We start from the raw sequence: 21,426 nt of genomic DNA on the forward strand, positions 1-21,426 counted from the left end.
TGACAGAGACATGAGTGCAATTAAAGATTTTTTCGGCAGCCTGTTACTGACTGAGTTGCTGAAAGGCATGAGTCTGACGGGCAAGTACTTCTTCAAACGCAAGATTACGTTGCAGTATCCGTACGAGAAGACACCCGCGTCGCCGCGGTTCCGTGGACTGCATGCGCTGCGTCGCTATCCCAATGGGGAGGAGCGATGCATTGCCTGTAAGTTGTGTGAGGCGGTATGCCCCGCGCTGGCCATCACCATTGAATCGGAAGAGCGTGATGACGGCAGCCGTCGCACCACGCGCTACGATATTGATCTGACCAAGTGTATTTTCTGCGGCTTCTGCGAAGAGAGCTGCCCGGTCGATTCCATCGTCGAGACGCATATCCATGAATACCACGGAGAGAAACGGGGCGACCTGTATTTCACCAAGGATATGCTGCTGGCGGTAGGCGACAAGTATGAATCCGAGATCGCTGCGCGCCGCGAAGCTGATGCCCGGTATCGATAAAGGCAAATGAGAAGATAACCATGTTTACAACTGTTCTCTTTTATATTCTGGCCGTTATCCTGATCATTGCAGGGGCGCGGGTCATTACTGCGACCAGTCCGGTGACGGCGGTGTTGCACCTGATCCTTACGTTCTTTACGGCCTCCATGTTGTGGATGCTGCTGGGCGCGGAGTTCCTGGCATTGTTGCTTGTTCTGGTGTATGTGGGCGCCGTGATGGTGCTGTTCCTGTTTGTGGTGATGATGATCGATATTACGCCATCCGGTCTGCGCTCAGGGTTCAAGACCTATCTTCCCCTGGGGCTGGTGGTCGGTGGCGTCATGGTGCTGGAAATCGCCTTCGTGCTTGGCAATATGTACCTGGGTTCCGGCCCGTCCATCGCCATGCCGGCAGAGTACAACAACACCCGTGAGCTGGGCATTGCCCTGTATTCACAGTATTCGTATGCAATTCAGGTCGGTGCGGTGACGCTGCTGGTCGGGATGATTGCGGCAATCGCGCTGACCTTGCGTGAACGTCGCAACCGCAAGTACGTGACCTCCGATCAGCAACTGCATGTGAAGGCGAGCGACCGCCTGAAAATGGTCAACATTCCTTCACAGCGAGAAGTGCCGGCAGCAGACGCCGATGCCGCAAAACCAGTAGGGGAAGGCAAATGACCATATCACTTGCTCATTATTTGATTCTTGGTGCCATTATGTTTGCCATGGGCGTGTTCGGGATTTTCCTGAACCGCCGCAATCTGATCAGCCTGCTCATGTCGATCGAACTGATGCTGCTGGCAGTCAATATCAATTTCGTGGCTTTTTCCAGCTGGTTGCCGGGCGCCAATGGCATGCCCGATACCGCCGGACAGGTATTCGTTTTTTTCATCCTTACAGTGGCGGCTGCCGAAGCGGCTATTGGTCTGGCGATTCTTGTGATGCTGTTCCGTAAAATCAATTCAATCAATGTGGACGACATCGGTCGTTTGAAAGGGTAAGGATCCGGAATGAACAACGCCTTATCATCTTCACTGCTTCTGGTCATCGCCCTGGCTCCCTTGCTGGGCGCCATCATTACCGGCCTGTTCGGAACCGGTTTCGTCGGCCGCTCGATCGGCCGTCGGGCTTCCCACATGATCACCATCGTCCTGGTGGCCATATCGTTCTTCGGATCCGCCTACGTCCTGTATCAGGTGGCGGTCAACGCTGCGTACTACAACGACACGGTCTATACCTGGAGCCTGATCGGTACGCGGGTTGCGCAGGTCGGATTCCTGGTGGATTCGCTGACTGCGCTTATGATGGTTGTCGTGACCTCGGTCTCGCTGATGGTGCATATCTATACCATCGGCTATATGTCGGACGATCCGGGCTACCAGCGTTTCTTTGCCTATATCTCGCTGTTTACCTTCTCCATGTTGATGCTGGTGATGGCCAACAATATGCTGCAGCTGTTTTTCGGCTGGGAAGCGGTGGGTCTGGTTTCTTATCTGCTGATCGGTTTCTGGTATACCCGTCCCACGGCGATTTTCGCCAATATGAAGGCGTTTCTGATCAACCGCGTAGGTGACTTCGGCTTTGTATTGGGTATTGGTCTGCTGTTTGCCTATACCGGATCGCTGAACTATTCCGACGTGTTTGCCCAATCGGACAAACTGGCGGCAACAGCCTTTCCCGGAACAGACTGGCATCTGATTACCGTGGCATGTATTTGCCTGTTCATCGGTGCCATGGGTAAATCAGCCCAGGTGCCTTTGCATGCCTGGCTGCCTGACTCCATGGAAGGCCCGACACCGATCTCTGCGCTGATTCACGCGGCGACCATGGTGACTGCCGGTATTTTCATGGTAGCCCGTTTTTCACCCCTGTTTGAACTGTCGCCCACGGCACTGTCCTTTGTGATTGTGATCGGTAGTATCGGTGCGCTGTTTTTGGGTATTCTGGGCATTATCCAGAACGACATCAAACGCGTGGTTGCGTATTCTACACTGTCGCAGCTGGGCTATATGACTGTGGCGCTGGGCGCCTCGGCCTACCCGATCGCGATTTTCCACCTGATGACGCACGCGTTTTTCAAAGCCCTGCTGTTCCTGGGCGCCGGTTCCGTGATTATCGGCATGCACCATGACCAGGACGTTCGCAATATGGGCGGACTGCGCAAATACATGCCGATCACCTGGATCACGTTCCTGATCGGCACGCTGTCGCTGGTCGGTACGCCGTTCTTTGCCGGTTTCTATTCCAAGGAACATATCATTGAAGCGGCCGGTGCCGCGACGGTATGGGGCAGTGGTTTCGCATACTGGGCCACGCTCATTGGCGTATTTGTCACTTCGCTGTATTCCTTCCGTGTCTATTTCCTGGTTTTCCATGGCAAGCCACGCTTCAATACAGACGGTCACGCTCATGGTCACCATGATGAAGCGCATGCGTCGGCACACGATGCACATGCCCAGGATAGCCATGGTCATGACGACCATCATCACGGTGGTACACCGCACGAGTCTCCCTGGGTTGTTACCTTGCCGCTGGTGCTGCTGGCCATTCCTTCGGTCATTGCCGGTGCGTGGGCGATCAACCCGCTGCTGTTCGGCGATTTCTTCAAGGGTGTGATTACGGTATCCGAACATCACCCCGCGATGGAAGAACTGGCGCATGAGTTCCATGGCTGGTTTGCCTATGCAATGCATTCCTTCAGCACGATTCCGTTCTGGCTGATGATCGCCGGCCTGGTGGTTGCCTGGTATTGCTATCTGATCAATCCTGCCGTGCCTGCCCGGCTGTATCGTTCACTGTCGGGTGTCAACCGGATTCTGGAAAACAAATACTATGTGGACTGGGTCAACGAGAATATTTTTGCTCGTGGCGCACGCGCATTGGGTTCGGTTTTCTGGAATGTGGGCGACAAGGGGGTCATCGATGGCGGGCTGGTTTCGGGCAGTACGCGTCTGGTTGGCCTGGTGGCTGCGATCAGCCGTCATCTGCAGTCCGGATACATCTACCATTATGCGTTCGCCATGATCGTTGGCGTAATTGCCTTCATTTCAATATTTGTGCTGGTACTTTAAGATGGGCGAAATGACTTCTACCTTACCCTGGCTGTCCCTGGCTATTTTTGTGCCGATCGTTGCCGGTATTCTGGTTCTGATCATGGGCAGCGATGAGCGCGCGGACTTTACGCGCAAGCTGGCACTTTTCGGTTCTGTCATCGGATTCCTGGTTACGCTGCCGATTTATTTCGGCTTCGATGGGTCTACGGCACAAATGCAGTTTGTGGAGCAGACACCCTGGATCGATGCATTCTCTGCGACCTACCATCTGGGCGTGGATGGTATCTCGATGTGGCTGGTACTGCTGACCTCCTTTATCACGGTCATCGTTGTGCTGGCGGGCTGGGAAGTCATTACCAAGCGCGTTGCGCAGTACATGGCTGCATTTCTGATCCTGTCGGGCCTGATGGTCGGGGTTTTTGCCGCGCTGGATGGTCTGCTGTTCTATATCTTCTTTGAAGCCACGCTGATTCCGATGTATATCATCATCGGGGTATGGGGTGGTCCGAACCGGGTGTATGCCGCGTTCAAGTTTTTCCTGTACACGCTGCTGGGATCGTTGTTGACGCTGGTTGCATTTATCTATCTGTACACACAGACCGGCTCGTTCGATATTCTGACCTGGCAGCAGGCCAAGCTGGGCTATACGCCGCAGATGCTGATTTTCTTTGCGCTGCTGGCCGCTTTCGCTGTGAAAGTCCCGATGTGGCCGGTGCATACATGGTTGCCTGATGCTCACGTGGAAGCGCCTACAGGCGGTTCGATCGTACTGGCCGCCATCATGCTGAAACTGGGTGCTTACGGCTTTCTGCGCTTTTCATTGCCGATTGCACCTGATGCGTCGCATAGCATGGCGGGGCTGATGATTGCCCTGTCGCTGATTGCGGTGATCTACATTGGTCTGGTGGCGATCGTCCAGGACGATATGAAAAAACTGGTGGCGTATTCTTCTGTTGCGCACATGGGTTTTGTTACCCTGGGCTTTTTCCTGTTCAATACGGCAGGAATGGAAGGTGCGATCATTCAGATGATTTCTCATGGCTTTGTATCTGGTGCCATGTTCATGTGTATCGGCGTGCTGTATGACCGCCTGCATACCCGTCGCATCGCCGATTACGGTGGCGTGATTAACACCATGCCCAAGTTTGTGACGTTTTTCGTATTGTTCTCCATGGCCAATAGCGGTTTGCCTGCGACCAGTGGATTCGTGGGAGAGTTCTACGTCATCCTGGGTGCTGTGGAGCACAATTTCTGGATCGGCCTGTTAACTGCAACCGCACTGATTCTGGGGGCGTCCTATTCACTCTGGATGGTCAAGCGCGTTGCCTACGGTGAAATCACCAATGAAGCGGTCAAGCAGATGAAAGACGTCAGCTGCCGCGAATATGCAATATTGGCCATTCTGGCCATCTTCGTGCTGGTAATGGGTATCTATCCGAAACTGTTTACCGACGTTATGCACGTGTCTGTCCAGCAGTTGCTGGAGCACGTGGCCGTTTCTAAACTGTAAGACTGAGTCATCATGGAAAATCAATTTAATTTTGCACTTGCGGCGCCTGAAATCATTCTTGTGATTATGGCCATGGGCATTCTGGTTTACGATGCATTCAGTCATGAAGCTACGCGCAAAACCACGTATGTGTTTTCATTGTGCGCGCTGATCATTCTGACCGTTGTGTCACTGATGCAGTGGAATGGCGGCATTGCCGGTACCACGTTTTACGGCATGTATGTGGCCGACCCGCTGGCTCATTTCCTGAAAATTGCCTCTTACCTGGCGGTGCTGGTCACGTTAATCTACAGCCGGCAGTACGTGGTGGATCGCGATATGTCCAAGTCGGGCGAACTGTATCCGCTGACGCTGTGCGCGCTTCTCGGCCAGATGGTCATGATTTCGGCCAGCAGCATGCTGACTATTTATCTGGGCCTGGAATTGATGTCGCTGGCCCTGTATACCATGGTCGCCTTGCGTCGTGATTCGCTGGTGGCGACGGAATCGGCCATGAAGTACTTTGTACTGGGTGCCCTGGCATCCGGGTTCATGCTTTACGGTATTTCCATGGTTTACGGTGCCACAGGTCATGTGGATCTGGCAGGCGTGACTCAGGTCATTCGCAGCGGTCAGGCCGGCGAGATGACGCTGGTTTTGGGTACGGTGTTTATTGTGGCGGGTCTGGCGTTCAAGCTGGGCGCGGTGCCGTTTCATATGTGGATTCCCGATGTTTATCAGGGTGCGCCAACGGCGATTACCCTGACCATTGGTGCCGCACCCAAACTGGCCGCATTGGCCATTACGCTGCGCTTGTTGATCGAAGGGCTCAATGGCGTAGCGCTGAGCTGGCAGCCCATGCTGATTATTCTGGCGGTGCTGTCGCTGGCGATTGGTAACCTGACGGCGATCATGCAGACTAACTTCAAGCGCATGCTGGCCTATTCGACGATTTCACACGTCGGCTTCATCCTGCTGGGTCTGCTGTCCGGCGTGGCTGCCAATGGTACCGTGCAAAGCGGCGCCTATGCTTCTTCGCTGTTTTATATCGTGACCTATGTGCTGACAACGCTGGCCAGCTTTGGCCTGGTGCTGCTGATGAGTCGTCAGGGTTTTGAATGCGAGGAAATTGATGATCTGAAAGGCCTGAACCAGCGCAATCCGGTCATGGCCTTTGGTATGCTGCTCTTGATGTTTTCTCTGGCAGGCATTCCACCCCTGGTGGGTTTCCACGCCAAGCTGGTCGTACTGCAGGCAGTGATTTCTGCCGGGCACGTTTGGCTGGCTATTTATGCCGTGATCTGCTCACTGATCGGTGCGTTCTATTACCTGCGCGTGGTCAAGGTTGTGTACTTCGATGATCCGGCGCAAGGCGTTCCCGGCCCGGATACGTCCTGGTCTTTCCGCAGCGGTGTCATGTCGGTCAATGGGGCGCTGATCATTCTGCTGGGTATTTTGCCCGGTGGACTGATGGCGCTGTGTGTGCAGGTTATTGATGCTTCGCTGAAGTTCTGAGCAACGGACGATTATGTATCCCTCTGAATCGATCTGGATTTTTATTGTTCTGGCGTTTATGTTTGCCATGGCGCCGTTTCTGACGGAACGCGCTTTTATCTTTACGCCATGGCGGCAAACGGGTGAGCAGGAAAAGCCGTTCTGGTTCTGCACCTTGCGCGCCGTGCTGTCTTATGTGGTTATCGCCGCTGGTTGCTGGCTGTTGGCTACCCAGGCAGGCAATCTGGTCTATATGCTGGGTGGGGTGTTGCTGCTTGGGATTGCGTTGTACGCACCTGGTGCGATGGTGACGCCTCATGTTCCCGTCAAGCATGTCAGTACGCGTCTGATTGAGGTGCTCGTCGGCTACTTTGTTGTGGGGGCGATTGGTTTTGCAATCGAGGCCAATTACGCCAATCCCTCAGTAAAGAATTGGGAGTTTTACACGATTGCCGCTTGTCTTTATGTGGTGCTGGCGTATCCCGGCTTTGTATGGCGTCATTTGATGAAGCATCCGGTGCGTCGTCATAAGTCGGCCTGATCAGCAATCGGGGTGATATACGAACACCGGCCGTAGAAATACGAGCCGGTTTTTCTTTGGGCGTTGGCAACGCGTAGTCATGCCGCGGACGCATGTTTCGTTTTTCGTCAGAAATGGCGACACCCGTTATTGACCACGCACGAGTCGGTACTGTCTTTCAGCCGTGCCGAGTTCGTTGAGCGTGTGCCAGCCCTGGTTTTCACACTTTTTGTTCAGGCACAGAAACAGCTGTGCCGTGGCCAACGCATCGGCCACGGCATTGTGGCGTCGATGGTTGGTAATTTCAAACACGCGCATCCAGTCGTCCAGTGTCCGGTGGTTCAGGGCATGTTCACGATAGAGCGCAGGCGCCAGATAGGCCAGGTCAATCCATTGCCTTTTTTTCAGATTGGTCTGCAGCCAGATGGCGAGGCTTTTTTCCAGCATGGTCTGGTCAAAAGCCACGTGAAAGGCTACCAGCGGATCTCCGCCAATGTATTCAAGCAATTGCATAAGTGCTTCTGCGGGTTCGGTGCCGCTGCGCTGTTTGCCGCCGGCAATGCCATGGATCAGAATATTGCTTTTGCTGCTTGGCTGTTCCTGGCGCAGAACCATGTCAAAGCTGTCTTCCAGCATGATACGGCCGCCCGTGATGGCGACGGCACCGATGGCAATAAGCGTATCTTTTTTCATGTCCAGACCGCTGGTTTCGACATCCAGCACAACCAGTCTGCTGTCACGCACGCTCTGCCTGCCGTCGGTGGGTGCGAGCGCACGCCATGCTTCAAACCGCTGTGTCAGGGCGGCGGGGCGCGGATGTTGAACAGGCGTTCGCGTCAAACGCTTGAGCGCACCGACCAGTGCGTTACAGCGCATATTTGGCCCCCAGCATGCTTTGCAACGACTTAGCCAGTCTGAATGCTTCGCGCAGGATACGTTTGTCCAGCGCGTTCAGTGTCGCCGGATTGATCTGGTTGGTATAGGGTGTGTCTTTTGCTGCCGATGCGTGATGCAGCTGCATGCGCAGCAACTGTATATACAGGAATGATTCTGCATAGGCATTGATTTGTTCCGGACGCAGACCGGCCTTGGGACCTGCTTCTTTCAGACGCAGGACGGTATTGGTCTGTTCGCTGCCTGTTTGCAAAGCCAGTATGCGGGCTGCATCCACAAACAGCACGGCCGCCTGGGTTTTCAGATCCAGTGTATCGTCGTGACTGGTGACGAAGTCCCGGAAAATGCCCAGCGGGGGTCTGCGCGAGAGCGCATTTTGTGTCAGAAAGCGCAGAAAGACCGGGTGCTGACGCAGCGTCTGGTTTAACCATCGCCTTAAGTCAACCGCCAACTGGCTATCGCCGTCCAGTGATCTGAAGTCAAAGAAGATCGCTGAATGCATGATCCCGCTGGGGTTCGGGTTGCTGATCCAGCTCAAGAAGCGGTTGCGCCACTCGTCGGTGCTCAGGCACCATTGAGGATTGGATGCCATGATATTGCCCGGGCATAGCGGAAAGCCGCAAGTTGCCAGTGCCTGATTGACGTCCTGTGCGAATGCGAGCAGGATCTGGCGCTTTTCTTCGCGCTCTTGCTCACTGTCGGCGTGAAAAATAATACCGTTATCCTGGTCCGTATAGAGCGTTTGCTCCATGCGTCCCTCGGAACCCAGTGCCAGCCAGCAATAGTCCAGCTGAGCAACTTGCGGGTGCTGCGCACGTATCAGGCGCGACAGCTGGCACAACGTCACGTCGTTCAGGGTTGAAATAATCCGCGTAATCTGTTCGACCGCAATGCCCTGGGCCATCATATTGTCGCCAAGCTTGCGAATGTCCTGGCAGCAGGCCGCCACGTCGTCAATTGATTGCGCTGCCTGCAGGTGCAGGTTGATTTGCCGCAGACTGATCCGTTGCAGGGAGAACAGATCTTTTTCTGACACCATGCCATGCAGTTTACCGGTTTCCGGGTCGGCAACGATAATGTGCCTGAACCCATATTTGGCCATGATGAGGGCGGCTTCAGCGGCAGGTGCGGTGGGAGGCAGGGAAACCGGGTCGGACGTCATATATGAGCTGAACGGGGCGTCCAGATCAGCCTGGGCCAGCGCGACGCGGCTCAGCAGATCCTGAAGAGTGAAAATGCCCTGCACCTGATGGCTGTCATCAACTGCGATAATGGAACCGACCTGTTGCTCGTTCATACACTGCAATGCGTCGCGCAGTGTTGCTGTCAGGGTGCAGGTGACGGGTTCGCGACGTATGAGCGCCTGCAGCGGCATGGTGAGTGCGGGTTGTTCGGCGTGACTGCGGCTGTATTGAGCCTGGATGATTTGTTTGGAATATTCCAGGAGCAGGGCGGTGCGCTGTTCGCAGTAGTCGCGGAAAACCGGCGAATCATGACGCAATTGCTGAAAGCCGGCCAGCGTGAGTTCATAGACAAAGGTATCGGTCGCGGCAACGAACTGACTGCCGGCGGGTCGCCCGGCCAATATGGCGCCGAGTGGAAAACATTCGCCTTCATGCAATTCGAATGTATCGCGGTACTGACGGGCAGAACTGGCAAGCTGCTCGGTCTGCACAATACCCTGTTTGACGATATAAAATGTCTGCGGCGCGGGGGCGTTGGCCGGTATGATGACCTCATCCTTTTCAAAGTAATTGATGGTCAACTGGCTTGCCAGCCTGGCGAGCACGTCGTCCTGCATTGTCTGAAATGGCGGGAAAGCCTTCAGATGCTCAACAATGGCCCGGTTAAGCTCCATGTGTGTTCCCCCTGGTCGATATTCCAATGTGCTGGCTGTGGTCGATGGTGCGATGCTTCCTGTGTCAGAGATGCATCAGAATATTGACCAGGCGGCCGAAGGGATCGCGGACATAGAAACGGCGGACTCCCCAGGGTTCGGTTGCAGGGCCATACTCCGGTTCTATTTGAGCGGCCCGACAGCGTTGCAGGGCTTGCTCCAAATCGTCTACTTCGATGGATATGTCGGGAACGTCAGTGCCTGATCCGCCTTCGCTGGCGATACTGATCTGGGTACGCATGGTCTGATCGGTTCCGTAAGTGGCGATCCAGCCATGGTCCATCAGTAGCTCCAGGCCCAGTACGTCCTGATAAAACGTTTTGGCAGCGGACACGTTGGTGCAGGCAATGTTGGCAACAATACGCTTGACTTTCATTCGCATGGCTCCTGTGCTGGCCGCGCTGCGCACATTGAACCGGCATGATTGCCCGGTGTGATTAATGTGCCAACGCGCGCTTATTTGTCCTGACGCAGCGCCTGTATCGCCTCTTTGGTATCGAACCAGTTCAGGATCGCGTCAAGGCCGGCATAGTTGATTTGGAATGCGGCGGCTTCCCGCAGGACGGGCTTGGCGCGATAGGCAACCGAGTAGGCTGCGTGGCTCAACATGGCCAGATCGTTGGAACCGTCCCCGACTGCGATGCGCTGGTCGGGTGTCGCGTTCAATGTCTGGGCCAGAGCTTGCAGATGCGCTGCTTTTTTGTTGCCATCTACAATATCGCCATAAACCCGTCCGGTCAAGCGGCCATGATCCACTTCCAGGAAATTGGCGTGTGCACTGTCCAGCCCCAGGCGCGCACGCAGTTTTTCGGTGAAAAACGTAAAGCCGCCAGACACCACCATGACATGGACGCCGGCCGCTTTCATGGTGCGAATCAGTTTTTCGGCACCGGTATTCAGTTGTAATCTTTCGTTGTAAACGCGCAGAAGGTCAGCTTCGGCAACGCCCTGAAGCAAGGCGACGCGCCGCCGCAGGCTTTCGCTGAAATCGGTGATTTCACCGCGCATGGCTGCTTCGGTAATGGCAGAGACCTCGGTTTTTTTGCCGACCATATCGGCGATTTCATCAATACATTCGATATTGATCAGGGTCGAATCCATGTCCATCGCCAGAATTTTCATTTCATGCAAGGGGCGAATCCTTTCAAGCGGTCCGATGTCTACATGCTTGGCAGCCGCCCACTGCCGGACTTCGGGCAATGCAGCCGGGTCGATATCCTCCAGACGCATGGCGCTGGCGTTCAGCGGGGTGATACGATTGGCGCTGACCAGCGCTGCGGCCTGTTCGATCAGGTCATGACGGATGCCGGGCGCTTGAAGAACGAGATGCATAATAAAAAAATCCAGGTGCAGGAAAATAAAAAGAGTCTGAAGGTCAGGCTGCGAGCGTTTTGAGCAGCAGGCGAATGGTGTCGATCCGGCGATTGATATCGGGCATGTTGTTCAGTTCAATACGCAGTTTGTCGGCGCCTGAAAAACGGATGTGTTTCTGCTTTTGTACCAGCTCGATCATTTTGAGCGGATCGGCCGTGGTTTTGGGGCCGAAAACCAGCAGGGCCTGTTCGTCGCTGATATCCACTTTGATGATACCCAGCGCTTCGGCCAGAATCCGCAAGCGGTGCGTGGCAATCAGCATGCGGGCCGGGTCAGGCATTTTGCCGAAGCGATCAGTCAGTTCTTCCTGAATGGCCAGCAAATCGTCTTCGGTTTTGGCATGGGCCAGCTGTTTATACAGCGACAGGCGGGCGTGAATATCGGTGCAGTAGTCCGCCGGCAGCAGGGCCGAGGTGTGCAGCTTGACTTCGCAGACGGCATTGAACGGCGTTTCCAGATCGGGCTCTTCGCCGGCTTTCAGGGCGCGGACCGCTTCGTTCAGCAAGTCGCTGTACATGGTGAAACCGATTTCGTTGATGTTGCCTGATTGCGATTCGCCCAGCACTTCGCCGGTGCCGCGGATTTCCAGATCGTGCATGGCCAGAAAGAAACCGGATCCCAATTCTTCCATGGACTGGATGGCTTCAAGCCGTTTTTTTGCGTTGCTGGTAATGGCATCTTCACCGGGCGTCAGCAGATAGGCGTAGGCCTGATGGTGAGAGCGACCCACACGGCCGCGCAATTGATGCAATTGCGCCAGGCCCAGCCCGTCGGCACGGTGAATGATAATGGTGTTGGCACTGGGCACGTCAATGCCGGTTTCGATGATGGTGGTGCACAACAGGATGTTGAATCGTTGCTGGTAGAAGCCCTTCATGATTTCTTCCAGCTCGCGCTCTGGCATCTGGCCATGGGCAACGGCAATACGTGCTTCGGGCAACAGTTCTTCCAGGCGTGCGCGACGGTTTTGAATGGTTTCTACTTCGTTGTGCAGAAAATAAACCTGGCCGCCGCGCTTGAGTTCACGCAGGGCGGCTTCGCGAATGGTGCTGCCGTCTTCGCGTCGTACGAATGTCTTGATGGCCAGGCGTTTTTGCGGCGCCGTGGCAATCACGGAAAAATCACGGATGCCTTCGAGCGACATGCCCAGCGTGCGCGGGATGGGAGTGGCGGTCAGCGTGAGAATATCCACTTCCGAACGCAAGGCCTTGAGTGCTTCTTTCTGGCGCACGCCAAAGCGGTGTTCCTCGTCGATAATGACGAGACCCAGACGCTTGAATTTGACTTCCTTGCCCAGCAGCTTATGTGTGCCGATGACGATGTCCACGGTGCCGGCTTCCAGCCCTTCGAGCGCCGCCTTCACTTCCCTTGTGCTGCGAAAGCGCGAGAGCTCAGCCACGCGCACCGGCCAGTCGGCAAAGCGGTCGGCAAAGGTCTGGGCATGTTGCTCGGCCAGCAGGGTAGTGGGGCAAAGCAGGGCGACCTGCTTGCCATTGGCGACGCAAAGAAAGGCGGCGCGCAAAGCGACCTCGGTTTTGCCGAAACCCACGTCGCCGCAAACCAGGCGATCCATGGGCTTGCCCGAGGTCATATCGCCGATGACTGCGTCGATTGCGGCCTGCTGGTCTGCGGTCTCTTCAAAGCCAAAGCCTTCAACGAAAGTCTGGTAATCGGAGAACGGCAGCTTGAAAGAGAACCCTTCGCGCGCGGCGCGCAAGGCGTACAGGGCCAGCAACTCAGCGGCGGCATCGCGGATCTGTTTGGCGGCTTTCTTGCGGGCGCGGTCCCATTGTCCCGAACCCAGTTGGTGCAAGGGGGCATGTTCCGGGTCCGTGCCGCTATAGCGTGAAATCACATGCAATTGCGAAACGGGAACGTACAGCGTGCTGTTGCCTGAGTATTGCAGGTGCAATAGCTCGATATCGCCTTCGCCCAGGTCCATGGTGACCAGGCCATGATAGCGCCCGATGCCGTATTGCACGTGTACGACCGGGTCGCCTTCGCGCAGTTCTGACAAATCGCGCACCATGGCGTCGACATTGCTACTGCGTTCCTGTTTCTTGCGCCGGCGCTGGGCCACCGAGGCCGAGCCGGGGTACAGATCATTTTCCGTGACCAGGCACAGCTGCCTGTCGTGAATAATGAAACCGGTGTTCAGTGGGGCAATGGCAATACCAAAATCAATATCCGAATCGATAAAGTCCTGGAGATTGTCAAAGGCCGCTGCCGGTTCCAGATGCTGTTCGCGCAGCAATTGCAGCAGCGTTTCGCGGCGGCCGGCCGAGTCGGCACAGAGCAGCAGGCGCTGTTCCCCACGATCCAGCCAGCTGCGCAGGCGCTGGAAAGGATCGTCATGGCGTCTGAGTACCGCAATGTCGGGCGCCGGGGCAAACGCGGGGTTGGGCGTTTTTTCATCCAGGTGCAGGCGCGCAAAGGATTTGAGGTGCACGAAGAACTGCTCTTCGGAAAGAAACAAGTGTTCGGGCGGCAGAACCGGGCGCTCGCGGTCGCTTTTGAGAAACCGATAGCGACTGCGGGTGTCTTCGTAAAAGCGCAGGATGGCTTCTTCTATATTGCCGACCGTCAGCGTGATGGTTTCGGGGCGCAGATAGTCGAAGAGCGTGGCGGTGTCGTCAAAGAACAGCGGCAGATAATACTCGATACCGGCAAAGGCAATGCCATTGCCGACGTCTTTGTAGGGGACGGCACGCGAGGGATCGCCTTCGAACAGATCCCGAAAGCGCGAGCGAAAATGGTTGCGGGCCGCTTCGTCCATGGGAAATTCGCGACCGGGCAGCAATTGCACGTCGTTGACAGGGTACAGGCTGCGCTGGGTGTCCATGTCAAAGCTGCGGATCGATTCGATTTCATCGTCGAAAAGATCAATTCGGTACGGCAGCACCGACCCCATGGGGAACAGGTCGATGAGTCCGCCGCGAATACAGAATTCCCCGGGGGCCGCAACCTGGGACACATGCGCGTAGTTGGCCAGCGTCAGCTGGTCGCGCAACGCTTGTTCATCCAGCCGGTCGCCTTTTTTGAAGGAAAACGAATAGGCTGCCAGAAAGGACGTGGGCGCAAGGCGATAAAGGGCGGTGGTGACCGGTACTGTCAGGACATCTACATTGCCCTGCATGAGCGCGGACAGGGTTTTGAGCCTTTCGGAGATCAGGTCCTGGTGCGGCGAGAAACCGTCATAGGGAAGGGTTTCCCAATCGGGAAACTGACGCACCCGCAGCTTGGGGTCAAACAGCACAACTTCATCGTGCAGTCGTTGTGCCTGCAGCGGATCGGCGCATAACAACACCAGGGGTTTGCCGGCAGCGCGCGCAAGGGCCGCAGCCAGCCAGGCGTCACCCGAGCCGGGCGGGCGCGGATAGCTGTAGCGTTGACCGGGTTTGAGCGCGTTCAGAAGGGGGGCAAGGGTGGTGTTAGACACAAGGACGGAAGCTGGGAATCGAATCTGTCCATTTTATCAGAAGCGGGGATTCGTCGTCGCTACGCGAATGATGCAAGACAAGAGCGCCCACAGACGCAGGATCGGTGCTTCGGTGGCGTTTTACATGGGCAGACACTCGATGGAAGTATGTAAGTCCATACATACACTTAATAGTAAGGACTCACTTACACATGATATTATCCGCCATACGAAATACGATGAATGCCGGGCGGATCCGGTCTATTTTATGTCTGACACCCTCTTTGCAATTATTCCAGCCGGTGGCATCGGCGCGCGTGCTGTGACTGCTGACCGGCAGATTCCCAAACAGTACTGCACCATCAATGGTGTGGCTATGCTGGCGCAGGCGGTAGCAGCGCTGCAGAGGGATAGCCGGGTCAGCTCGGTGCATATCGGTGTGACGGCCGAGGATAGCTGGATCGATCAATTGGACCTGGGCGCTCGCGTGCATATCCATCGCGTTGCCGGTGCTACACGTGCCCTGACGGTGATCGGTACGCTACAGGCGGCACTGGCGCAGGAGGGCTTGCAGGAGGCTCGCGAACAGGCCTGGGCACTGGTGCATGATGCTGCCAGACCAGGTTTGCAGCCGGCCTCCCTGACGGCATTGATCGATACCTGCCTGGCGCAACAAAAAGGCGGCCTGCTGGCCATGCCCGTGCCGGATACCGTCAAACTGGCGACTGTGGATGAGCAGCAGCAGGTGTGTGCGTTGCGTACCGTGCCGCGCGAGGGCCTTTGGCTGGCGCAGACGCCGCAAATGTTTCCAGCCCGGGCGCTATTGGCGGCGCTCAGGGCGGGTGTGTGCGAAGGCCTGGACATCACCGACGAAGCCTCCGCCATGGAAGCTGCAGGTGTGCAGCCATTGCTGGTCCGGGGCTCGACAGAAAACATGAAAGTGACCTGGCCAGCCGACTTTGCCATGATGGAAAAGTGGCTGTAAGCAGGCAAGGTCGCGTTTCGATAGATTCAGTAGTGATCAGGACAAATCACATGCATAACCGGACCATGAAGCGATCAGGTGGCAGCTTGCGGTTTGAACAGGGATGTATTCAGGATAAAAAGAGGGAGTTCGTATGACAATTGGCTTACGGGTCGGGCAGGGCTTTGATGTACACGCGCTGCAGGAAGGGCGGCCGCTCATACTGGGCGGCGTGACGATTCCGCATACGCATGGTTTGATGGGGCATTCGGACGCCGATGCGCTGTTGCATGCAATCACCGATGCCATACTGGGCGCGGCCGCGCTGGGCGATATCGGCCGGTTGTTCCCGGATACCGACCCTGCTTTCAAAGGCAGCGACAGCCGGGTGTTATTGCGCGAAGCTTACCGGCGGGTGCGTGACGCCGGCTGGACGGTCGTGAACGTGGATGCCACGATCCATGCTCAGGCGCCAAAGATTATGCCGTTTGCCCAGGCCATGGTGGACAATATTGCCAGCGACCTGGGGCTGGATGTCACCTGCGTAAACGTCAAAGGCAAGACCAACGAACATCTGGGCTATCTGGGCAGAAAGGAAGGCATTGCGGCCACGGCCGTGGCATTGCTGACCCGCTAAAAAAAATGCCGTGACGCAATGGCCACGGCACAACCAGTTCGGGGTCTGGTTTATTTTCCGGTCGCCGTCAGGGCAAGGGCTGCAGCATTGACGACAGCGGCAATGCGTCCCGCATCGCGCAGTTGCTCAATGCTGAAACCCGCTTTTTTCAGATTGTCAAAATGCGACTTTACGCAAAAATGACATTTGCCGACGATAGAGGCAGCCAGGGCGAACAATTCAAAACGATCCTGCTCGATCCCGCCATGTGAAGAATAGGCATTCATGCGCAAGAGCGGGGGCAGTGTTTTGAGTTGGCTGTCGCCGGTCATTTCCACGTACGGATACCAGATATTGTTCATGCCCATCAGGGCAGCCGCAGTCAGTACGCCATTGGCATCTTCGTCCGACAGACCGGACTTGAACTGTTCAATCAGAAACGGATTCTTGGCCGCAAAGGCGGCGGCAAGCGCGACCCCGACCGCATCAGCGGGCTTGAGCGAGGAGCGGGCAATGGTGCCATCCAGATTCAGACGGATATCCTTGGCCCAGTCGGGGATCTCATTCTTAATCGCGGTTAGAAATTCCATAGTTTTTCTCTATCAAAAAGAGGTTTAAAAACCCGGCGAACCGGGTTGAATACAGATTACAGTGTATCGCCACCGGCAGAGCGGTTGCAAGGGCACAGTTCGTCTGTCTGCAGACCGTCCAGAATACGCAGGACTTCTTCAGGGCTGCGGCCGACGTTCAGGTTGTTGACGGAAACGTGCTGAATGACGTTGTCCGGGTCTACGATAAATGTGGCACGAAGCGCAACGCCTTCATTGCGTTCACGCACACCCAACTGGTCGATCAGCGAACCGGTAGAATCGGCGAAAGAGTAATGACCCAGTTTGTTCAGATCCGGGTGTTCACGGCGCCATGCCAGTTTGCAGAATTCGTTGTCGACAGACCCACCCATCAGGACGGCGTCACGGTCTTCAAAGTCTTTGGCCAGGTTGTTGAAGCCAACGATTTCAGTAGGACATACGAAAGTGAAATCTTTCGGATAAAAGTAGATCACTTTCCATTTTCCGGGGAAAGAGGATTCTGTAATGTCTTCGAATGCAGATACGCCGTTTTCTTCGTGGTTGTTGAAACCAGGTTTGACGCCGACAACTTTGAACGATTCGAGCTTTTCACCAACTGTTTTCATAACTGTTCCTCATAAGTAGTTGAACACCCGCCCGGACAAGCCAGGCCTGCTTATTGCCGGCGCCTTCGGCCGGCAAGAGAGACGTTCGGGCAACCGGGTTTCGGCGCCGCCCGTCTCTTAAATTCGTTCCACTAACATTTTACACTATCAAAATTAGCTGTCTAATTGATAATTTCTATCTCGAGCTTTGGGAATTTCTATGTGTCCGATGAGTCCGGTGGGCTGATTTGGCTGCAGTTTCAGGGTGCCGCCCACGTGCTGCAGAAGGCGCTCCACGATGGATAATCCCAGCCCGGCGCCAGAGACGCCGGTGCGGGCAGCTTCGCCACGTGAGAATGGGCGCAATAAGCGTTCCGTGTCCTTGGCATTGATGCCCGGACCGCTATCACAGACCTCGATTTCGATTATGCTGGCTTTTTCCCGGACCCTTACCAGAATATGGGGTTGTCCATCGGACATCGAACGACCGTAGCGCCGGCTGTTTTCAATCAGGTTGCTGACAATTCGCTTCAGGTTCAGCTCGCCGATACGCGCATACAGATTGGGCTGGATCAGTGTGCGCAAGGTGCCGCCCAGGGATTCGGTGTGAGCCCGTTCTCTTTCGGTCAGGTCATGCAAAATGCTTGAGACATCGATGGCCCTTTCGGGAAGCACGCCTGCGGGGCGGGCATATTCCATCAATTGTCCGATACTGTGATCGATTTGTCCCAGGTCTTCATCGATGGCGCTGCGGGTTTCGTCGCTGACATTGCTCAGTTCGATTTCCAGGCGCATCCGCGCCAGCGGAGTGCGCAGGTCATGGGAAATACCGGCAAGCATCAATTCCCGATCGGCCTCTGTCTGGCGGATGTCCCGAGCCATGCGGTTGAAGGCGTTATTGAGATCGCGGATTTCCAGCGGGCCCTGGTCATCGGGCAGTGGCGCCGGATTTTCTCCGCGCGCGACCTGCTGGGCAGCCTTGGCCAGCCGCGACAGGGGGGTGTTGACGAAGCGGACACTGATGGCCGCGCCAATGAGCGCCAGCAGCAGGGCAATCACGCCCCAGCCAATCCACTCGCGCATTTGCGGCAGCGTATCGCTGGAGGATTTGAGCAGCAACCAGTAGAGTTCGTCGCCCACATTGAAACTGATCCAGATGCCGGGTTCCCCGTTCATGCTGGAGGCGATTTTGATTTCGTGTTGCGTGTCCGAGCGCTGGATTTTGTCGGCAAAGATGCGCCAGAAAGTGGTGTCAGGCAGCGGCTCCAGAACGTCGTCCAGTTGCCGTGGAAAGACCTGGATGTCACCGGTGGTCGCCAGGTCGATCACCAGCGCATTGCGATCAACCGGCGGCACGTAGGCCAGTGACTTGCGAGTGATTTTGAGCGCGGTGATGCCGCGCTCGGCCATTTGTGATGCGCGTGGCTCTTCCTGCATATTGAAAAACACGACGAGCCAGCAGGTCAGGCTGACGGCCAGCAAAGCGGCGAGCAGGAAAAAAGACCGGCTGAACAAACTCAGCCGGATCTTTGATGAGAAGTCCTGCAGTCGCGGCACGGTAGCAGGGGCCATGGCGGCGCTATCTTTTAGTTACCGCCGTCCGGAACAAAGACGTATCCCAATCCCCAGACAGTTTGAATAAAGACGGGTTTTGCGGGATTGGGTTCGATCAGTTTGCGCAGGCGCGAGATCTGAACGTCGAGACTGCGATCGAAAGCTTCGTACTCGCGGCCACGCGCCAATTCCATCAATTTGTCGCGCGACAGAGGTACCTTGGGGTGGCGTGCAAATACTTTGAGCACGGAAAATTCGCCGGTCGTAATGGCCACCACTTCTTCGCCCTTGGACAGGGTACGGGTGGACAGATTCAGCGTATACGGACCAAAAGCAATGGATTCGTTTTCCTGGCTTGGCGCGCCGGGGTGTTCTTCAGACCCGCGGCGGCGCAAAATGGCATTGACCCGGGCCAGCAATTCGCGAGGATTGAACGGCTTGGACAGATAATCGTCAGCCCCCATTTCCAGACCCAGAATACGATCGATTTCTTCGGCCTTGGCGGTCAGCATGATGATTGGCGTGTTGTCGTTGGCCCCACGCAAGCGGCGACAGATGGACAGGCCGTCTTCACCGGGCAGCATCAGATCCAGAACGAGCAGGTCGAAATGCTCGCGCTGCCAGAGCTTGGTCATTTCCTTCCCGTCTTCGGCAACAAACACATTAAAACCCTGTTCAGTCAGGTAACGGCGCAGCAAGTCGCGAAGTCGAGGGTCATCGTCGACGACCAGGATTTTGCGGGGGGGGGTTGACGTTGCGGTTTGTGGTGTATTCATACTAAATGGTTGAGAGCTTCCAGAGAAGTGAGGAGACTATTTGAGCACATGTTACAGTTTCTGCCAGCGTCGATGGCTGAAAATTCACCATCAGTTACACTAAAAATATTTTTCTAGAAAAGTGCATATATTGTGATACAGCTGTATTCTTTATTTTACATTATGAAACGATATCAAGCGCAACTGCAAGCTGTTTGCGCATCGATTGTGGACGCCGAAAAGTGGGTCTGTAGCGAAATGATGCATTCTAGCGCAATTGTACCTGCTGGCAAGTGCCTTCCTATTTATTAGAGGCTTCCTGTTTATAATGACGGCATTGCCGGGCTGCGATGAACACGTTTCTGCTGGCGGCGATTCCTTCCTTTTCCTGAACAATTACGTAGTCGTATGAATGTCAATCTGATTTCTCTTGAAAGCTCGGCCACCTGTTCGTCGGCGGCCCTCTTGCGCTATCAGGATGGTTCGCCACAGATCACGGAAAAGGTCAGTGACAGCAGTCAGGGGCATGCCGAGCAGTTGCTGCCCATGATCGAGCAGTTGCTGAATGAGGCGTCGCTGTCGCGCAGCGACATTCATGGGGTGGTTTTTGGCCAGGGCCCGGGCGGGTTTACCGGCCTGCGAATCGCTGCGGGCATGGCGCAAGGGCTCGGACTGGGACTGGATATTCCCGTTTTTCCGGTGTCATCGCTGCTGGCGGTTGCCGAGGCGGTGCGCCCTGTCGCACCCTTCACGCGAATTGTCAGTGTGTTGGATGCCCGCATGCAGGAAGTGTTTCTGGCTGGCTTCAGGGAAACCGGTCAGCCCGAACTGGAGATTTTTCAAAATCCCTGCCTGGTGAGTGCCGAACAGGTGCCGCTGTGGCTGCGTGATGTGCAGGACGGTGCTGGCGAAGGCGATGACGCGTCGCATACGAAGACCCAGTCTGCGCAGGAGATTGTCGTCGCCGGTTCGGGTATTCATGTGAGCGCCGGTACGACGGCGCTGGCGGGAACGCGCTGTTACCCCGATGTACAGCCGCATGCGGCCGTCATGGCACGGATCGGACTGCGTGCCTGGCTGGATGGTCGTTTCATACCGGCAGATCAGGCCGCGCCCCTGTATGTGCGTGACAAGGTCGCATTTACGACACAGGAGCGGGCGGATGGGCAGGGGGGCAACCCCCGTGCAACGCCTCTGCTCACAGAGAACGACTCAGGGCAGGATGCGCAAGGTGGTACGGAATCGTCGGCAGGGCGCATGCGCCGGCACTGCATAGAGACCTTGCAGCAAACTCATTTGATCCGACCCATGACTGAAGAGGATATCGACGCGGTGGTGCGCATTGAATGCGCGGTACAGTCGTTGCCCTGGACAGCGGGCAATTTTCGTGATGCGCTCAAAGCCGGCTATGAAGCCTGGGTTGTGTGTCACGGGCAGCAGGTCATTGCTTTTTCCCTGCAACTGATGGCGCCCGATGTGGCGCATCTGCTCTTGATTGGCGTGCGCCCCGACAGCCAGGGCAATGGCGTAGGCACGGGCCTGCTGGCCTGGGGAGAAAACCAGTTGCTACTGCGTGATCTGCAGACACAGGTGCTGGAAGTGCGGCCGTCCAATACCGGCGCCATCGCCTTTTACCGACGCTGGGGATATGAGCAGATCGGTGTGCGCAAAGGCTACTATCCTGCCGGACGGGGTCAGAGCGAAGACGCGCTGGTTTTACAGAAAGCCGTGGTATCCTGATTGG

19 protein-coding genes are annotated in these 21,426 nt (G+C 55.9%); 10 read left to right on the forward strand and 9 right to left on the reverse strand.

Features of this window, described 5'->3' with window-relative positions; genetic code table 11:
• Window positions 1–10: 10 nt before the first annotated feature.
• The 7 genes from nuoI to W822_RS35805 are packed head-to-tail and all read left to right on the forward strand — an operon-like array spanning window position 11 to window position 7,057.
• Window positions 11–499: an NADH-quinone oxidoreductase subunit NuoI gene (nuoI, locus tag W822_RS35775; RefSeq protein WP_024005470.1), complete on the forward strand. Its 489-nt coding sequence runs from the start codon at window positions 11–13 to the stop codon at window positions 497–499.
• Window positions 500–519: 20 nt separating this feature from the next.
• Window positions 520–1,158, forward strand: a complete 639-nt coding sequence (locus W822_RS35780; RefSeq protein WP_024005471.1) for an NADH-quinone oxidoreductase subunit J — start codon at window positions 520–522, stop codon at window positions 1,156–1,158.
• Window positions 1,155–1,481: an NADH-quinone oxidoreductase subunit NuoK gene (gene nuoK / locus W822_RS35785; protein ID WP_024005472.1), complete on the forward strand. Its 327-nt coding sequence runs from the start codon at window positions 1,155–1,157 to the stop codon at window positions 1,479–1,481. The genes W822_RS35780 and nuoK overlap by 4 nt, the downstream gene beginning before the upstream one ends.
• Window positions 1,482–1,490: 9 nt before the next feature.
• On the forward strand, window positions 1,491–3,551 hold the full coding sequence (gene nuoL, locus W822_RS35790) for an NADH-quinone oxidoreductase subunit L (RefSeq protein ID WP_024005473.1): 2,061 nt from the start codon (window positions 1,491–1,493) through the stop codon (window positions 3,549–3,551).
• Window positions 3,552–3,561: 10 nt separating this feature from the next.
• A complete protein-coding gene (locus W822_RS35795) occupies window positions 3,562–5,043 on the forward strand; it encodes an NADH-quinone oxidoreductase subunit M (RefSeq protein WP_024005474.1) in 1,482 nt (493 codons plus the stop codon).
• Between the two features lie 9 nt (window positions 5,044–5,052).
• Window positions 5,053–6,537 (forward strand): NADH-quinone oxidoreductase subunit NuoN, encoded by a 1,485-nt coding sequence (gene nuoN / locus W822_RS35800; protein WP_024005475.1) that lies wholly within the window; start codon window positions 5,053–5,055, stop codon window positions 6,535–6,537.
• 13 nt (window positions 6,538–6,550) lie between these two features.
• Entirely contained in the window at window positions 6,551–7,057 is a 507-nt protein-coding gene (locus tag W822_RS35805; protein WP_024005476.1) for a DUF2818 family protein, read from the forward strand.
• 126 nt (window positions 7,058–7,183) lie between these two features.
• Here W822_RS35805 and W822_RS35810 read toward each other — a convergent pair whose 3' ends face one another.
• From W822_RS35810 to mfd, 5 genes are all read right to left on the reverse strand, one after another.
• Window positions 7,184–7,912 carry a 3'-5' exonuclease gene (locus W822_RS35810; RefSeq protein WP_024005477.1) on the reverse strand — a complete coding sequence of 243 codons (729 nt, stop codon included), beginning with the start codon at window positions 7,910–7,912 and terminating at the stop codon, window positions 7,184–7,186.
• Window positions 7,902–9,788 carry a DUF294 nucleotidyltransferase-like domain-containing protein gene (locus W822_RS35815; RefSeq protein WP_024005478.1) on the reverse strand — a complete coding sequence of 629 codons (1,887 nt, stop codon included), beginning with the start codon at window positions 9,786–9,788 and terminating at the stop codon, window positions 7,902–7,904. Before W822_RS35815 ends, W822_RS35810 begins: the two co-directional genes overlap by 11 nt.
• Before the next feature lie 64 nt (window positions 9,789–9,852).
• Window positions 9,853–10,203 carry a VOC family protein gene (locus W822_RS35820; protein ID WP_024005479.1) on the reverse strand — a complete coding sequence of 117 codons (351 nt, stop codon included), beginning with the start codon at window positions 10,201–10,203 and terminating at the stop codon, window positions 9,853–9,855.
• 80 nt (window positions 10,204–10,283) lie between these two features.
• Window positions 10,284–11,159, reverse strand: coding sequence for a phosphoserine phosphatase SerB (gene serB, locus W822_RS35825; RefSeq protein WP_031242845.1), 876 nt, complete (start codon window positions 11,157–11,159; stop codon window positions 10,284–10,286).
• A 43-nt stretch (window positions 11,160–11,202) separates the two neighbouring features.
• On the reverse strand, window positions 11,203–14,640 hold the full coding sequence (mfd, locus tag W822_RS35830) for a transcription-repair coupling factor (protein WP_024005481.1): 3,438 nt from the start codon (window positions 14,638–14,640) through the stop codon (window positions 11,203–11,205).
• Between the two features lie 247 nt (window positions 14,641–14,887).
• On the opposite strand from mfd, the gene W822_RS35835 reads away from it, so the two are divergent.
• Both W822_RS35835 and ispF read left to right on the forward strand, forming a co-directional pair.
• Window positions 14,888–15,604, forward strand: a complete 717-nt coding sequence (locus W822_RS35835) for a 2-C-methyl-D-erythritol 4-phosphate cytidylyltransferase (RefSeq protein ID WP_024005482.1) — start codon at window positions 14,888–14,890, stop codon at window positions 15,602–15,604.
• 133 nt (window positions 15,605–15,737) lie between these two features.
• Entirely contained in the window at window positions 15,738–16,220 is a 483-nt protein-coding gene (gene ispF / locus W822_RS35840) for a 2-C-methyl-D-erythritol 2,4-cyclodiphosphate synthase (RefSeq protein ID WP_024005483.1), read from the forward strand.
• A 50-nt stretch (window positions 16,221–16,270) separates the two neighbouring features.
• Here the strand turns inward: ispF and W822_RS35845 are convergent, their stop codons facing one another.
• The 4 genes from W822_RS35845 to ompR all read right to left on the reverse strand — a co-directional run bounded on the left by W822_RS35845 (window position 16,271) and on the right by ompR (window position 19,703).
• The gene (locus W822_RS35845; protein WP_024005484.1) at window positions 16,271–16,789 is read right to left on the reverse strand and encodes a carboxymuconolactone decarboxylase family protein; all 519 of its coding nucleotides are present in this window, start codon (window positions 16,787–16,789) and stop codon (window positions 16,271–16,273) included.
• Window positions 16,790–16,845: 56 nt separating this feature from the next.
• Window positions 16,846–17,394, reverse strand: a complete 549-nt coding sequence (locus W822_RS35850) for a peroxiredoxin (RefSeq protein ID WP_024005485.1) — start codon at window positions 17,392–17,394, stop codon at window positions 16,846–16,848.
• A gap of 153 nt (window positions 17,395–17,547) precedes the next feature.
• Window positions 17,548–18,945: an ATP-binding protein gene (locus tag W822_RS35855; RefSeq protein WP_031242846.1), complete on the reverse strand. Its 1,398-nt coding sequence runs from the start codon at window positions 18,943–18,945 to the stop codon at window positions 17,548–17,550.
• A gap of 14 nt (window positions 18,946–18,959) precedes the next feature.
• A complete protein-coding gene (ompR, locus tag W822_RS35860; RefSeq protein ID WP_024005487.1) occupies window positions 18,960–19,703 on the reverse strand; it encodes an osmolarity response regulator transcription factor OmpR in 744 nt (247 codons plus the stop codon).
• Window positions 19,704–20,090: 387 nt separating this feature from the next.
• Here ompR and W822_RS35865 point away from each other — a divergent pair, with 387 nt between their 5' ends.
• The gene (locus W822_RS35865) at window positions 20,091–21,422 is read left to right on the forward strand and encodes a bifunctional tRNA (adenosine(37)-N6)-threonylcarbamoyltransferase complex dimerization subunit type 1 TsaB/ribosomal protein alanine acetyltransferase RimI (RefSeq protein ID WP_024005488.1); all 1,332 of its coding nucleotides are present in this window, start codon (window positions 20,091–20,093) and stop codon (window positions 21,420–21,422) included.
• Window positions 21,423–21,426: the final 4 nt, after the last annotated feature.

Source organism: Advenella kashmirensis W13003, from assembly GCF_000506985.1.
GTDB lineage: Bacteria > Pseudomonadota > Gammaproteobacteria > Burkholderiales > Burkholderiaceae_B > Advenella > Advenella kashmirensis_A.